This window comes from Pseudomonas sp. SDO5532_S415 (assembly GCF_054071155.1).
Genome location: NZ_JBSVWS010000006.1, coordinates 55,694 through 69,811, shown reverse-complemented (window position 1 = coordinate 69,811; position 14,118 = coordinate 55,694). Strand labels below are relative to the sequence as shown.

Here is a 14,118-nt window from a genome sequence, read left to right as displayed (position 1 = left end):
AACCTGCACGAAGGTCCCACGAGCAGATTTTCGGCGGCGAACGGAAATACTTGAGCGATTAGTGGGGATATGGCTCAAGGCCGCTACGCCGGCCGCTCCATCGTTTCAGCTCAGGTGCTCGACATCCGGCAATTCCATGGCCCTGACTTCACTTTGCAGAAAGTCGCTGAGCCGGCGCATGCGCTCACCGCCCGGACGGGTTTTCGGCCAGACCAGGTAGTATTTCTCACCGCTGGCAACGGCCGTCGGCCACGGCAGGCTCAATCGCCCTTGCGCCACATCCTCCGCCACCATCAGCAAATCACCCATGGACACGCCGTAGCCTCGGGCTGCCGCGATCATGCCCAGCTCCAGCGTGTCGAACACCTGCCCGCCCTTGAGTGACACCTGGTCGGCCAGCCCCATGCGCTCCAGCCAATTGCGCCAGTCGCGGCGGTCCGGTGTCGGGTGCAACAGCTCAGTATTGGCCAGACGCGTGACGTCCCAAGGCTGATCGCTCGGCAGGTTGGGCGCGCCCACCGGGATCAATTCCTCCGGGAACAGGTAACTCGCCTCCCAGTCCGGCGGGAAATGCCCGTTGCTCAGCAACACCGCGCAATCGAACGGCTCATCGTTGAAGTCTACCGAATCGACATCCATCCAGGCGCTGGTCAATTGCACCTCGTTGCCCGGCTGCAGATGGCGGAAGCGACTCAGGCGCGCCAGCAACCAGCGCATGGTCAGCGTCGACGGGGCTTTCATGCGCAGGATGTCGTCTTCGGCGCGCAAGGTATTGCAAGCCCGTTCCAGAGCAGTGAAGCCTTCGCGGATCCCCGGCAACAACAAGCGGGCCGATTCGGTCAGCTGCAGGTGGCGACCACTGCGGTGAAACAAGCGGCAGGCAAAATGCTCTTCGAGCGTACGAATATGCCGGCTGACTGCACTTTGCGTGATCGACAGCTCTTCAGCGGCTCGGGTGAACGAACTGTGTCGCGCCGCCGCTTCGAATGCGCGCAGGGCATACAAGGGAGGAAGACGACGTGACATTGGGAAAGCTCCTACATCGGGATTCGATCACCCTAGCAGAAACTCTCCAGCATGAGTTTGAATCATGCCATCCATCCTTTTTATCCCTTTGTGCAAACCCCGCAGAGCGCCGAGAATCGACGCTTTCCTGTTCACTTTGACAATCGAGCGTGATGATCATGCAGCATCCAGCGCGTATTGAACTCTGGGCCATCCTGCGGCTGGCGGGGCCGTTGATCGCCTCGCAGTTGGCGCACATGCTGATGGTCCTCACCGACACTTTGATGATGGCGCGCCTGAGTCCCGAGGCACTGGCCGGCGGCAGTCTGGGCGCGGCGAGCTATTCGTTCGTGGCGTTCTTCTGCATCGGTGTGATTGCGGCGGTCGGCACTCTGGTGTCGATCCGTCAGGGCGCGGGCGATACCCTCGGGGCTGCCCGACTGGTCCAGGCCGGGTTGTGGCTGGCGTGGCTGATGGCGCTGGGTGCCGGGCTATTGCTGTGGAACCTCAAACCGGTTTTGCTGCTCTTCGGCCAGACCGAAAGCAACGTGCAGGCGGCCGGGCAGTTCCTGGTGTTTTTGCCTTTTGCCCTGCCCGGCTACCTGAGTTTCATGGCCTTGCGTGGCTTCACCAGCGCCATCGGCCGCGCGACGCCGGTGATGGTCATCAGCCTGGGCGGAACGGTGGCTAACTTCCTGCTCAACTACGCGTTGATTACCGGCATGTTCGGCCTGCCGAAACTGGGCTTGATGGGCATCGGTCTGGTCACCGCGATCGTGGCCAACCTCATGGCCCTGGCGCTGGCGTGGCACATCCATCGGCATCCGGCTTACGACGCCTATCCGCTGCGTCAGGGGTTGCTGCGGCTCAACCGGCAATACCTGAAGGAGCTGTGGCGACTTGGCCTGCCGATTGGCGGCACCTACGCCGTGGAAGTCGGGTTGTTTGCATTCGCGGCGCTGTGCATGGGCACCATGGGCAGTACGCAACTGGCGGCGCACCAGATCGCCCTGCAAATCGTTTCGGTGGCGTTCATGGTGCCGGCGGGGATTTCCTATGCGATCACCATGCGCATCGGCCAGCATTACGGCGCCGGGCAACTGCTGGATGCACGACTGGCTGGACGGGTCGGCCTCGCCTTCGGCGCAGCGGCGATGCTGTGCTTTGCGATGGTGTTCTGGCTGCTGCCGAATCAGTTGATCGGTCTGTTTCTCGATCACAACGACCCGGCCTTCCGCGAGGTTATCAATCTGGCGGTGAGCCTGCTGGCGGTCGCGGCGTGGTTCGAGTTGTTCGACGGCACGCAGACCATCGCCATGGGCTGCATTCGTGGCCTCAAGGACGCCAAGACCACGTTCCTGGTAGGCCTGGGTTGCTATTGGCTGATTGGCGCGCCCGCCGCATGGTGGATGGCGTTCCACTTGAACTGGGGGCCAACGGGCGTCTGGTGGGGCCTGGCGCTGGGACTGGCGTTCGCGGCGGTGGGTTTGACGCTGGCGTTTGAGTGGAAGATGAAGCGGATGATCAAGCGCGAGCCGGCGTCAGAAGATAGCTTCTCGGTCTCCCAGCCTTATTGAAATCCACTGTGGGAGCGAGCCTGCTCGCGAAAGAGGCGGCACATCCAACATAGATGTGACTGACAAACCGCTTTCGCGAGCAGGCTCGCTCCCACATGGGTTCGTGATTAATTCACGATTTCCATCATCGCCTGTTGGCTGCCATCGAAAGTCAGATACTCCACCAGCTCGGCCAGCGCCAACGGCTTGCTGATCAGATACCCCTGCACCTGATCGCAATCAAACCCGCGCAACAAATCCAGTTGCTCCGGTGTTTCCACGCCTTCGGCGACGACTTCCAGGTTGAGGTTGTGCGCCAGGTTGATCATCGCGTGCACCAGCTTGCGGTTCTCTTCCCGTTGCTCCATGCCCCCGACAAAGCTCTTGTCGATCTTCAACAAGGTGATCGGCAGACTGTTGAGGTGCACGAAGGACGAAAACCCGGTGCCGAAATCATCGAGGGAGAAGCGCACGCCCAGACGCCCGAGGGCGTCCATGGTCTGCTTGACCAGATCGCTGCGGCGCATGACTGCAGTTTCAGTCAGTTCGAACTCCAGCCATTGCGCCTCGACGCCGCGCTCGGCAATCAGCCGGCTCAGCGTCGACAGCAATTGGCTGTCCTGGAACTGGCGGAACGACAGGTTGATTGCCATGTGCAGCGGCGGCAAACCGCGTTCGCGCAAGGCCTGCATGTCGCGCAGGGCCCGGGAAATCACCCAGTAACCGAGCGGCACGATCAAACCGCTCTGCTCGGCCAGTGGCACGAACTCACTGGGGGGCAGCAAGCCACGCTCGGCATGGCGCCAGCGAACCAGGGCTTCGAGGCCGACGATTTGCCCGTCCTCGAGATTCAGCCGTGGCTGGTAATGCAGTTCCAGCTCATCGCGGCGCAATGCGCGGCGCAGCTCGGTTTCCAGGTCGGCGATGCTGCGGGCATTGCGGTTGATGCGTTCGTTGAAAATGTGAAAGGTGCAGCCCTGCGTGCTCTTGGCTTGCTGCATGGCGATGTGTGCGTGCCACATCAACGGGTCGGCACCGGCCTGGGCACGGGCGTGGGCAATGCCGAGACTGGAGCCGATCAACAGGCTTTCGCCATCGACCCAATAAGGTTCGGCCAAGGCTTCGGTGATGCGCTCGGCCATCCATTCGGCGCGCTGCGGGGCGCGGCGGGTGTCGATCAGCAAAGCGAATTCGTCACTGCCCAGCCGTGCCAGCTGATCGCCGGCCTCCAGCTGGCTTTTGAGCCGCGCCACAACTTGCAGGATCAGGCGATCTCCGGCCTGGTGGCCGAGGGCATCGTTGGCGTGACGGAAGTTATCGAGATCGAGGTGCCCCAGCGCCAGGCCACGGCCTTCGTTTTCTGCCAGACGCGCCGTCAGCAGTGTCTGGAAGCCCTGGCGGTTGGCGATGCCGGTCAGCGGATCTTGCTCGGCCAAGCGCTGCAGCGTGGTTTCCAGCACGCCACGCTCACGCACATGACGCAGGCAACGGCGCAACATGCCGGTATCGAGATGATCGCGTACCAACCAATCGCTTACACCGTCGGGCGGGGTCAGCGGCTCATGTTCGAGCAGCAACACCGTCGGCAGACAGCAACGGCCCGGCGCCGGCTGAAGAGCCGGGATCGTCAACAACACCGCACTGCGGTTGTCATCGAACAGACTGCTGACCGACTCCCAACTCGGCGCGCTGATGAGCACGGCCGAGCTCCCCATCGGAGCCAGACACTCGCGCAACAACGCTGCCCACGCTGGCTCTTCAGCCAGTAGCAGCAAACGCAAGGGTTCGACAGGCGTAGACAAGCTAGCTCCCTAGACTCTGCAAAGATGTAGGCGACGGGCATTATGCCGCGCCGATAACCAATGACCAATGACATCGGTTATCAAACGTGGCCTTTGTAACCGGAATTACGAACATTAGACGCAAATCCGTTGCGCATCCTGCGTGAAAGTAACAAAAGCGGCAATTAGAGATCGCGTTGTACGTCACAAGTCGGAGAGAGCAGCACAAATTGCTGAGCCTGTTAAAATGCCGGCCCATTTCGTGACTGACCCCTGAATTTACCTATGTCCCGACTCAATCCCCGGCAGCAAGAAGCCGTGAGCTACGTCGGCGGCCCTCTTTTGGTGCTCGCCGGTGCAGGCTCCGGCAAGACCAGCGTGATCACGCGCAAGATTGCCCACCTGATCCAGAATTGCGGTATCCGTGCCCAGTACATTGTCGCCATGACCTTCACCAACAAGGCCGCGCGCGAGATGAAGGAACGGGTCGGCACCCTGCTGCGCGCCGGTGAAGGCCGGGGCCTGACGGTCTGCACCTTCCACAACCTGGGCCTGAACATCATCCGCAAGGAACACGTGCGGCTGGGCTACAAACCGGGCTTCTCGATCTTCGACGAGACCGACGTCAAGGCCCTGATGACCGACATCATGCAGAAGGAATACTCGGGCGACGACGGCGTCGACGAGATCAAGAACATGATCGGCGCCTGGAAAAACGACCTGATCCTGCCCGCCCAGGCCCTGGAAAACGCGCGCAACCCCAAGGAACAGACCGCCGCCATCGTCTACACCCACTATCAGCGCACGCTCAAGGCGTTCAACGCAGTGGACTTCGACGACCTGATCCTGCTGCCGGTCAAGCTGTTCGAAGAGCATGCCGACATCCTGGAAAAGTGGCAGAACAAGGTGCGTTACCTGCTGGTGGATGAATACCAGGACACCAACGCCAGCCAGTATCTGCTGGTAAAAATGCTCATCGGCAAGCGTAACCAGTTCACCGTGGTGGGCGACGACGACCAGTCGATCTACGCCTGGCGTGGCGCGCGCCCGGAAAACCTGATGCTGCTCAAGGAAGACTACCCGTCTTTGAAAGTGGTGATGCTGGAGCAGAACTACCGGTCCACCAGCCGCATCCTGCGCTGCGCCAACGTGCTGATCTCGAACAATCCCCACGAATTCGAAAAGCAGTTGTGGAGTGAAATGGGTCACGGCGACGAAATCCGCGTGATCCGTTGCCGCAACGAAGACGCCGAAGCCGAACGCGTGGCCATGGAAATCCTCAGCCTGCACCTGCGCACCGACCGACCGTACAGCGATTTCGCGATCCTCTACCGCGGTAACTACCAGGCCAAGCTGATCGAACTGAAATTGCAGCACCATCAGGTGCCGTACCGCCTGTCCGGCGGCAACAGCTTTTTCGGACGTCAGGAAGTGAAAGACCTGATGGCCTACTTCCGCCTGATCGTGAACCCGGACGACGACAACGCCTTCCTGCGAGTGATCAACGTCCCACGCCGGGAAATCGGCTCGACCACGCTGGAGAAACTCGGCAACTACGCCACCGAGCGTAAAATCTCGATGTACGCCGCCACCGACGAAATCGGCCTGGGCGAACATCTGGACAGCCGTTTCACCGATCGCCTGTCGCGTTTCAAGCGCTTCATGGACAAGGTCCGTGAACAGTGCGCTGGCGAAGACCCGATTTCGGCCCTGCGCAGCATGGTCATGGACATCGACTATGAGAACTGGCTGCGCACCAACAGCTCCAGCGACAAGGCCGCCGACTACCGCATGGGTAACGTCTGGTTCCTCATCGAGGCGTTGAAAAACACGCTCGAGAAAGACGAAGAAGGCGAAATGACCGTCGAAGACGCCATCGGCAAACTGGTGCTGCGCGACATGCTGGAGCGCCAACAGGAAGAGGAAGACGGCGCCGAAGGCGTGCAAATGATGACCCTGCACGCCTCCAAGGGCCTGGAATTCCCCTACGTGTTCATCATGGGCATGGAAGAGGAAATCCTCCCGCACCGTTCCAGCATCGAAGCCGACACCATCGAAGAAGAACGCCGGCTGGCCTACGTAGGGATTACCCGCGCGCGTCAGACCCTGGCCTTCACCTTCGCCGCCAAGCGCAAACAATATGGCGAGATCATCGACTGCGCGCCAAGCCGCTTCCTCGATGAGTTGCCACCGGACGACCTGGCCTGGGAAGGCAACGACGACACCCCGACCGAAGTCAAAGCCGTTCGCGGCAACAACGCATTGGCGGATATACGCGCGATGTTAAAGCGCTAGAATTGACCACTTTATTTAGACCTTCGGCGCAAAAGGCGCCAAAAGAGGACAGCTTCATGGAAGCCCTGCACAAAAAAATCCGCGAAGAAGGCATCGTGCTTTCCGATCAGGTCCTGAAAGTCGACGCCTTTCTGAACCACCAGATCGACCCGGCCCTGATGAAGCTGATCGGCGACGAATTCGCCACGCTGTTCAAGGACTCGGGCATCACCAAGATCGTCACCATCGAAGCCTCGGGCATCGCCCCGGCGATCATGACCGGCCTGAACCTCGGCGTGCCGGTGATTTTCGCCCGCAAGCACCAGTCCCTGACCCTGACCGAAAACCTGCTGTCGGCGACCGTGTACTCGTTCACCAAGCAGACCGAAAGCACAGTGGCGATCTCCCCGCGTCACCTGACCAGCAGCGACCGCGTGCTGATCATCGATGACTTCCTGGCCAACGGTAAGGCGTCCCAGGCGCTGATCTCGATCATCAAACAGGCCGGCGCCACCGTGGCGGGCCTGGGGATCGTGATCGAGAAGTCGTTCCAGGGCGGCCGTGCGGAGCTGGATGCGCAGGGTTATCGCGTAGAGTCGTTGGCGCGGGTGCAATCGCTGAAGGATGGCGTTGTAACCTTCATCGATTAATCCGCCACACCGCCTGCCCCCTCTTGTGGGAGCGAGCCTGCTCGCGAAAGCGGCCTTACAGTCAACAGTGATGTTTAAGGTTATGGCCTCTTCGCGAGCAGGCTCGCTCCCACAGTGGCTTTGGGTCGACCGTTACTGCGCGGTGGCTTTCAGGCCCGTCAGCAGCAATCGCTGAAACAAATCCTCTTTCAGCCCTTCAGGCTTGCTCAGCTGCATCCGCTCCAGATGCTCGGGAAACGCCTCAGCCGGCGGCGCATCCAGCGCAGCCTTGCCCAATTCCAGTATCTCGCTCAGCTTGAACTTGCTCTTCAGCCAGTTCAGCGCCCGCAGCAGATCGCGCTCCACCTCCGTGAAATCACAACCCAACGGATACTCCGCAAACAACTGCGCATGCTGCCCCTGGATCGCCTGCAAGCGTTGCGGACGGTTGTCGGTGAAGCGCGGATCGAGACGGAAATCCCCGGGCAATTTGCCGACCTTTTGCGCCTGTTCGATCAAACCCGGCTGAAAGCGTGAGTCGCTGATGTTCAACAGCGCTTCGATCACCGCTGCATCGGTCTTGCCGCGAAGATCGGCGATGCCGTACTCGGTGACCACGATGTCCCGCAGATGCCGTGGGATCGTGCAGTGGCCGTACTCCCAGACGATGTTTGAACTGACATCCCCGCCCGACTCGCGCCAGCTGCGCAGCAGCAACACCGAGCGCGCGCCTTGCAGCGCATGCCCCTGCGCAACAAAGTTGTATTGCCCGCCGACGCCGCTGAGCACTCGCCCGTCTTCGAGCTGATCTGCCACGCCGGCGCCAAGCAGGGTCATGGTGAAGGCCGTGTTGATGAACCGTGCATCGAGGCGCTGCAACCGCTTGAGCTCTTCCTGGCCATAGAGTTCGTTGATGTAGCTGATGCGGGTCATGTTGAATTCGAGCCGCTTGTTCTGCGGCAACTCGCGCAAGCGCTCATAGAAACTGCGCGGTCCGAGGAAGAAACCGCCATGCACCGAGATGCCATCGGTCTGCGCCGCTTCATCGAGGGTGCCGGCATTCGCCTGTTGTTGGGTCGGCACGTCCGGATAGACCTTGCGCCGCACGATCCCGGCATCGGCCAGTACCAACAGGCCGTTGACGAACATTTCGCTGCAGCCATACAGGCCCTTGGCAAAGGGGTCGAGGCCGCCTTCACGCTCGATCAGTTGCGCCCATGGGCTCAGATCCACGTCCGCGAGCAATGCCTGGTAACCATCGTTATCCGCCTGGCGTGCCAGCAACGCCGCCGTCAGCGCATCACCCATGGCGCCGATGCCGATCTGTAGCGTGCCGCCATCGCGCACCAGCGTACTGGCGTGCAAACCGATGAAATGATCCTGGAACCCCACCGGCATGTTCGGCGTGGAAAACAGCGTGGTGTGGTCTTTCTCGTCGATCAGCACATCGAAAGTGTCGATACCGACTTCGGCGTCACCGGGCATGTAGGGCAAGTCGTTGTGCACCTGGCCGACCATCAGGATGGTCTCCCCGGCGGCTCGGCGCTTGGCGATCATCGGCAACAGGTCGAGGGTGATGTCCGGGTTGCAGCTCAGGCTCAAGCGGTCGGGATGCTCGGCATGACTGGCCACCAGTTGCGCCACCAGGTTCAAGCCCGCAGCGTTGATGTCCCGGGCCGCATGGCTGTAGTTGCTGCTGACATAATCCTGCTGCGCCGCAGGACTGTTGAGCAGGCTACCGGGCTGCATGAAAAACTGCTGGATATGAACATTGCCCGGCAGGCTGTCGCGGTGCAGGTCGGCGAGGAAATCCAGCTCGGGATAATCACCGAAGACCTGGTCAATGAACGGTTCAAGAAAGCGCTTCTGCAAGCCATCGCCCAATGCAGGTCGCCCCAGGCACAGCGCGGTGTAGATCGTCAGCTGCCGTTGGGGCAATAGCGCGACGCGTCGATACAGTGCGTTGACGAAATGGTTGGGTTTGCCCAGGCCCAGGGGCAGACCCATGTGAATATGCGCCGGCAATCTCGCCAACACCTCATCGACCGCTTGCTCGATAGAACACAGCTGCACCATTCGATCCTCCCTTACATTCCATGAACTGGGGTTGGACCGAGCTTGCCGGGTCTTTGCTGCAATGAACAGCCTGTTAATGCCAAACCGTCGCCGCAGTCCCCCCTCCTGTAGGAGCGAGCTCGCTCGCGATGGTCGTCAACGATGACGCGCATAACCTGATGGAACGAGGTGCAAGAAGGTTTTTCGCGAGCTCGCTCCTACAGGGATCAGTGGCGTTTAACGAAATCGCAGGCACAAAAAAACCGCTTATAAGCGGCTTTTTTGTGAAAGAGGCAGGCTTGTTACAGGCCAGACATCTCTTTGATGGCACCTTTGAGCTCGTCATCGGAGCAGTCGGCGCAGGTGCCTTTAGGCGGCATCGCGTTGACACCGGTAATGGCTTTGGCCAGGATGCCGTCGAGGCCGCCCTGGTGATCGGCGCGCTCTTTCCAGGCTGCCTTGTCGCCGATTTTCGGCGCGCCCAACAGGCCGGTGCCGTGGCAAGCATTGCAATGCTTGGCAATCACATCTTTAGGCGCCTTGGCACCGCCACCACCGCCGGCAGCAGCGGCGACTTCCATGCCTTTGCACTCTTTACCCTGAACACAGACCTGGCCGACTGGCTCAAGGCGTTTGGCAATCTCGTCGTTGGTCGCAGCTTGAGCGCTGACAGCCCAGAGGGCCAGTACGGTTGCTGGTGCGGCCAGCATTTTCATAATTAGGTTCACGCGTTCACCCTCAATGGTGGCTATTCACGCCTGCGGCCACGGTTCGCAGGCGGGCGCAAGTATAGCGGTAAGCCCGCGACACTGAAACAACCCCAAAGTCGAAGGGGTCTTATTGCGCAACGGAAAAACAGCTCGGGTGCCTCGGCCATGCTGGCAGGGCGCCTCTTTTCTTAGAAATTCGCGGGTGTAGCTGCGCTGATTAGTCGCGCCGGCGCATCGAACGGATTACGGAAACGGTGCGGCTTGGTACTTTCAAAGTAGTAGCTATCGCCGGCTTCGAGCACAAATGTTTCGAGGCCGACCACCAACTCCAGCCGACCTTCCACCAGAATTCCGGTTTCCTCACCTTCGTGGGTGAGCATCTCGTCGCCGGTGTCGGCGCCTGGCGGGTAGATTTCATTGAGGAACGCGATAGCCCGGCTCGGATGAGCCCGGCCGACCAGCTTCATGGTCACCGCACCATCGGAAATATCGATCAGCTCGTTAGCCTTGTAGACGATCTGAGTCGGTTTTTCCTGCAGGATCTCTTCGGAAAAGAACTCGACCATGGACATGGGAATGCCGCCCAACACTTTCCTCAGCGAACTGATCGAGGGGCTGACACTGTTCTTCTCGATCATCGAAATGGTGCTGTTGGTGACGCCCGCGCGTTTGGCGAGTTCACGCTGGGAAAGACCTTTGAGCTTACGGATCGATTGCAGTCGTTCACCGACGTCCAAAGCTTGCGCCTCCAGGGATTCAGATTGTTGGAATATTGAGCGTTATCATGGCGACAGCGTTCAGTATTTACAACACTTTGACCTGAATCCTGTTCAGTGAGGCGACTTTCGGTCCGGCTCGCTTGCCGTCAACTCCCGGAATAGAGCATTGGCACCCGACGCAGGTTGCAGAAGATCTGATAAGGAATCGTGCCGGCGGCCATGGCCACGTCGCTGGCCAGGATGTTTTTGCCCCACAACTCCACCGTCGAGCCGAGGCCAGCCTGGGGAATATCGGTCAGATCGACGCACAGCATGTCCATCGATACCCGGCCGATCAACTGGCTGCGTTGCCCGGCCACCAGGACCGGCGTACCGGTCGGTGCCAGCCGCGGGTAGCCATCGGCGTACCCCATCGCCACCACCCCAACGCGCATCGGCTTCTGGGTGATGAATTTCGCGCCATAGCCGATCGGCTCGCCGGCCGGCAGTTCACGCACGCTGATCACCTTCGATTCGAGGGTCATCACCGGCTGCAGGCGCGAAGCCACGGCATTGGCTTCTTCGAAAGGCGTGGCGCCGTAAAGCATGATGCCCGGGCGCACCCAATCACTCGGAATCTGCGGCCAACCCAGCACCGCCGGCGAATTGCGCAGGCTGACCTCAGCCGACAGGCCCTGACGCGCTGCTTCGAACACCGCGACCTGCTCGGCACTGGCCTGGCAGTTCAACTCATCGGCACGGGCGAAGTGGCTCATCAGCACAATCTTCGCCACTTTGCCGCTGGCCAGCAGCCGTTGATAGGCCGATTGATAATCCTTCGGATGCAGCCCCACCCGGTGCATGCCCGAATCGAGCTTGAGCCAGACCGTGATCGGTTTGCTCAGTGGCGCTTTTTCGATCGCTTCGAGCTGCCACAGCGAATGCACCACGCACCAGAAGTCATGCTCGACGATCAGCGACAGTTCGTCGGTTTCGAAAAAACCTTCCAGCAGCAAAACCGGCGCTCGAATACCGGCGGCGCGCAGTTCCAGAGCCTCTTCGATACAGGCCACGGCAAAGCCATCCGCCTCGGCTTCGAGCGCCTGGGCGCAGCGCACCGCGCCATGACCGTAAGCATCGGCCTTGATCACCGCGAGGGCGCGGGCTCCCGTGACCTCACGGGCAATCCGGTAGTTGTGACGAAGAGCTTGAAGGTCGATCAGGGCACGGGCAGGACGCATGGCGGCAGACTTCTGGTCGGTCGTTTGGAAGAAAAACCGGCGCTGGCTGGCGGCGTTAACCGCCAACAGCACCGGGAGAGGGATCTTTCTGACTGGCTCAAGGCAAGGCGGTTACCCGCGACAGCTCATGCACTCACTGGTGAGCTGGCGCTGGATTAACGTGCTTTGCGGATTCCTGTTGCTTGTTGCCGTAACGGGAAATATCCAGGCCTTCGGCGCTGATCTGCGGTTTTCTCTTCGCCATCAGGTCAGCCAGCAAGCGACCGGAACCACAGGCCATGGTCCAGCCAAGCGTGCCGTGACCGGTGTTCAGGAACAGGTTCTTGAACGGGGTGGCGCCCACGATAGGGGTGCCATCCGGAGTGGTCGGACGCAGGCCGGTCCAGAAACTTGCCTGGGCCAGATCGCCGCCCTGAGGATAAAGGTCGTTGACGATCATCTCCAGGGTTTCGCGTCGACGCGGGTTCAGCGACAGGTCAAAACCGGCAATCTCCGCCATGCCGCCGACGCGGATGCGGTTGTCGAAACGGGTGATCGCGACCTTGAAGGTCTCGTCGAGAATGGTCGAGGTCGGGGCCATCGCCGGGTTGGTGATCGGCACGGTCAGGGAGTAGCCCTTGAGCGGGTACACCGGCGCCTTGATACCCAGCGGCTTGAGCAATTGTGGCGAATAGCTGCCCAGTGCCAGCACGTAGCGGTCAGCGGTTTCCAGCTTGCCGTCGATCCACACGCCGTTGATGCGATCACCGGCGAAGTCGAGGCGCTGAATGTCCTGGCCGAAACGGAACTGCACACCGAGTTTCGCGGCCATTTCAGCGAGCTTGGTCGTGAACATCTGGCAGTCGCCGGTCTGGTCGTTCGGCAGGCGCAGGGCACCGGCGAGGATATCGGTGACGCTGGCCAGGGCCGGCTCGACGCGGGCAATGCCTTCGCGGTCGAGCAATTCGAACGGCACGCCGGACTCCTTCAGCACGGCGATGTCTTTCGCGGCGCCATCAAGCTGAGCCTGGGTGCGGAACAGCTGGGTCGTACCGAGGCTGCGGCCTTCGTAGGCGATACCGGTTTCGGCGCGCAGTTCGTCGAGGCAGTCACGGCTGTACTCGGACAGACGGACCATGCGCTCCTTGTTCACCGCGTAACGGCTGGCGGTGCAATTACGCAGCATCTGCGCCATCCACAGGTATTGATCGATATCGGCGGTAGCCTTGATCGCCAGCGGCGCGTGACGCTGCAGCAGCCACTTGATGGCTTTGAGCGGCACACCCGGCGCGGCCCAGGGCGAGGCATAACCCGGCGACACCTGGCCGGCGTTGGCGAAACTGGTCTCCATGGCAGCAGCCGGCTGCCGGTCGACTACCACCACTTCAAACCCGGCACGCGCCAGGTAATAAGCACTGGTGGTACCGATGACGCCGCTACCCAAGACCATAACGCGCATTTTCATATCCCTCATCGCGGCTGACCGCTGACGTGTGTAGTTCAGAGCTTTAGATGTGCGCAGTGTAAAAAAGATTGGTCAGTGATTTTCACTATATAAGCGCCTATATTTGGCGACAATTCTCGGCAAAAACCCTTTTCACGGAGGCGCATCCCCTATGCGTACCAACACTCAAACCAAACGTGAGCTGGACAAGATCGACCGCAGCATCCTGCGGATCCTGCAAGCGGACGGGCGCATCTCTTTCACCGAGCTTGGGGAAAAGGTCGGGCTATCGACCACGCCCTGCACCGAGCGGGTCCGGCGCCTGGAGCGCGAAGGGATCATCATGGGCTACAACGCGCGGCTCAACCCGCAGCACCTCAAGGGGAGTCTGCTGGTGTTCGTCGAGATCAGCCTGGACTACAAATCCGGTGACACCTTCGAAGAGTTCCGACGTGCGGTGCTGAAACTGCCCCATGTGCTGGAATGCCACTTGGTATCAGGGGATTTCGACTATCTGGTGAAAGCGCGGATTTCCGAGATGGCCTCGTACCGCAAGCTGCTGGGCGACATCCTGCTCAAGCTGCCCCATGTGCGCGAATCCAAGAGCTACATCGTGATGGAAGAGGTCAAGGAGAGCTTGAGCTTGCCGATTCCGGATTGAGGTTTTACAGCGCCTGTTCGGTCGCCTTCGCGAGCAGGCTCGCTCCCACAATGGGTTCGTGTCGTACCGGGGTTTTGTGGCCACT

11 protein-coding genes are annotated in these 14,118 nt (G+C 60.6%); 4 read left to right on the top strand and 7 right to left on the bottom strand.

Translation table 11 applies throughout. From position 1 onward, the window contains the following. Positions 1 to 105: 105 nt before the first annotated feature. Positions 106 to 1,026, bottom strand: a complete 921-nt coding sequence (locus ACW9HW_RS04010) for a LysR substrate-binding domain-containing protein (protein ID WP_095194404.1) — start codon at positions 1,024 to 1,026, stop codon at positions 106 to 108. A gap of 158 nt (positions 1,027 to 1,184) precedes the next feature. Here ACW9HW_RS04010 and ACW9HW_RS04005 point away from each other — a divergent pair, with 158 nt between their 5' ends. Further along, a complete protein-coding gene (locus ACW9HW_RS04005; RefSeq protein WP_095194405.1) occupies positions 1,185 to 2,582 on the top strand; it encodes a NorM family multidrug efflux MATE transporter in 1,398 nt (465 codons plus the stop codon). A 107-nt stretch (positions 2,583 to 2,689) separates the two neighbouring features. Here ACW9HW_RS04005 and ACW9HW_RS04000 read toward each other — a convergent pair whose 3' ends face one another. Then, positions 2,690 to 4,363, bottom strand: coding sequence for a putative bifunctional diguanylate cyclase/phosphodiesterase (locus ACW9HW_RS04000; RefSeq protein WP_095194406.1), 1,674 nt, complete (start codon positions 4,361 to 4,363; stop codon positions 2,690 to 2,692). 264 nt (positions 4,364 to 4,627) lie between these two features. Here ACW9HW_RS04000 and rep point away from each other — a divergent pair, with 264 nt between their 5' ends. Further along, positions 4,628 to 6,637, top strand: a complete 2,010-nt coding sequence (gene rep / locus ACW9HW_RS03995; RefSeq protein WP_095194407.1) for a DNA helicase Rep — start codon at positions 4,628 to 4,630, stop codon at positions 6,635 to 6,637. Positions 6,638 to 6,693: 56 nt separating this feature from the next. Continuing rightward, positions 6,694 to 7,266 carry a xanthine phosphoribosyltransferase gene (locus ACW9HW_RS03990; protein ID WP_095052388.1) on the top strand — a complete coding sequence of 191 codons (573 nt, stop codon included), beginning with the start codon at positions 6,694 to 6,696 and terminating at the stop codon, positions 7,264 to 7,266. Between the two features lie 132 nt (positions 7,267 to 7,398). Here the strand turns inward: ACW9HW_RS03990 and ACW9HW_RS03985 are convergent, their stop codons facing one another. The 5 genes from ACW9HW_RS03985 to dadA form a co-directional block, all read right to left on the bottom strand. Then, entirely contained in the window at positions 7,399 to 9,321 is a 1,923-nt protein-coding gene (locus ACW9HW_RS03985; RefSeq protein ID WP_457398497.1) for an acetyl-CoA hydrolase/transferase C-terminal domain-containing protein, read from the bottom strand. A 281-nt stretch (positions 9,322 to 9,602) separates the two neighbouring features. Continuing rightward, positions 9,603 to 10,016: a c-type cytochrome gene (locus ACW9HW_RS03980; protein WP_095194409.1), complete on the bottom strand. Its 414-nt coding sequence runs from the start codon at positions 10,014 to 10,016 to the stop codon at positions 9,603 to 9,605. Between the two features lie 182 nt (positions 10,017 to 10,198). Next, complete coding sequence (locus tag ACW9HW_RS03975; RefSeq protein WP_007947433.1) at positions 10,199 to 10,747, bottom strand: cupin domain-containing protein; 549 nt, start codon at positions 10,745 to 10,747, stop codon at positions 10,199 to 10,201. Between the two features lie 128 nt (positions 10,748 to 10,875). Then, entirely contained in the window at positions 10,876 to 11,949 is a 1,074-nt protein-coding gene (alr, locus tag ACW9HW_RS03970; protein ID WP_457398494.1) for an alanine racemase, read from the bottom strand. 133 nt (positions 11,950 to 12,082) lie between these two features. Beyond that, positions 12,083 to 13,387, bottom strand: coding sequence for a D-amino acid dehydrogenase (gene dadA, locus ACW9HW_RS03965; RefSeq protein ID WP_095194648.1), 1,305 nt, complete (start codon positions 13,385 to 13,387; stop codon positions 12,083 to 12,085). A 157-nt stretch (positions 13,388 to 13,544) separates the two neighbouring features. On the opposite strand from dadA, the gene ACW9HW_RS03960 reads away from it, so the two are divergent. Next, positions 13,545 to 14,033: an Lrp/AsnC ligand binding domain-containing protein gene (locus ACW9HW_RS03960; protein ID WP_095194410.1), complete on the top strand. Its 489-nt coding sequence runs from the start codon at positions 13,545 to 13,547 to the stop codon at positions 14,031 to 14,033. Positions 14,034 to 14,118: the final 85 nt, after the last annotated feature.

Bases quoted from the DNA above. Each gene is read 5' to 3' on its own strand.
- rep (WP_095194407.1), top strand. From the start codon at position 4,628: ATGTCCCGACTCAATCCCCGGCAGCAAGAAGCCGTGAGCTACGTCGGC.
- alr (WP_457398494.1), bottom strand. From the start codon at position 11,949: ATGCGTCCTGCCCGTGCCCTGATCGACCTTCAAGCTCTTCGTCACAAC.
- ACW9HW_RS03985 (WP_457398497.1), bottom strand. From the start codon at position 9,321: ATGGTGCAGCTGTGTTCTATCGAGCAAGCGGTCGATGAGGTGTTGGCG.
- ACW9HW_RS04010 (WP_095194404.1), bottom strand. From the start codon at position 1,026: ATGTCACGTCGTCTTCCTCCCTTGTATGCCCTGCGCGCATTCGAAGCG.
- ACW9HW_RS03980 (WP_095194409.1), bottom strand. From the start codon at position 10,016: ATGAAAATGCTGGCCGCACCAGCAACCGTACTGGCCCTCTGGGCTGTC.
- ACW9HW_RS03960 (WP_095194410.1), top strand. From the start codon at position 13,545: ATGCGTACCAACACTCAAACCAAACGTGAGCTGGACAAGATCGACCGC.
- ACW9HW_RS04005 (WP_095194405.1), top strand. From the start codon at position 1,185: ATGCAGCATCCAGCGCGTATTGAACTCTGGGCCATCCTGCGGCTGGCG.
- dadA (WP_095194648.1), bottom strand. From the start codon at position 13,387: ATGCGCGTTATGGTCTTGGGTAGCGGCGTCATCGGTACCACCAGTGCT.
- ACW9HW_RS03990 (WP_095052388.1), top strand. From the start codon at position 6,694: ATGGAAGCCCTGCACAAAAAAATCCGCGAAGAAGGCATCGTGCTTTCC.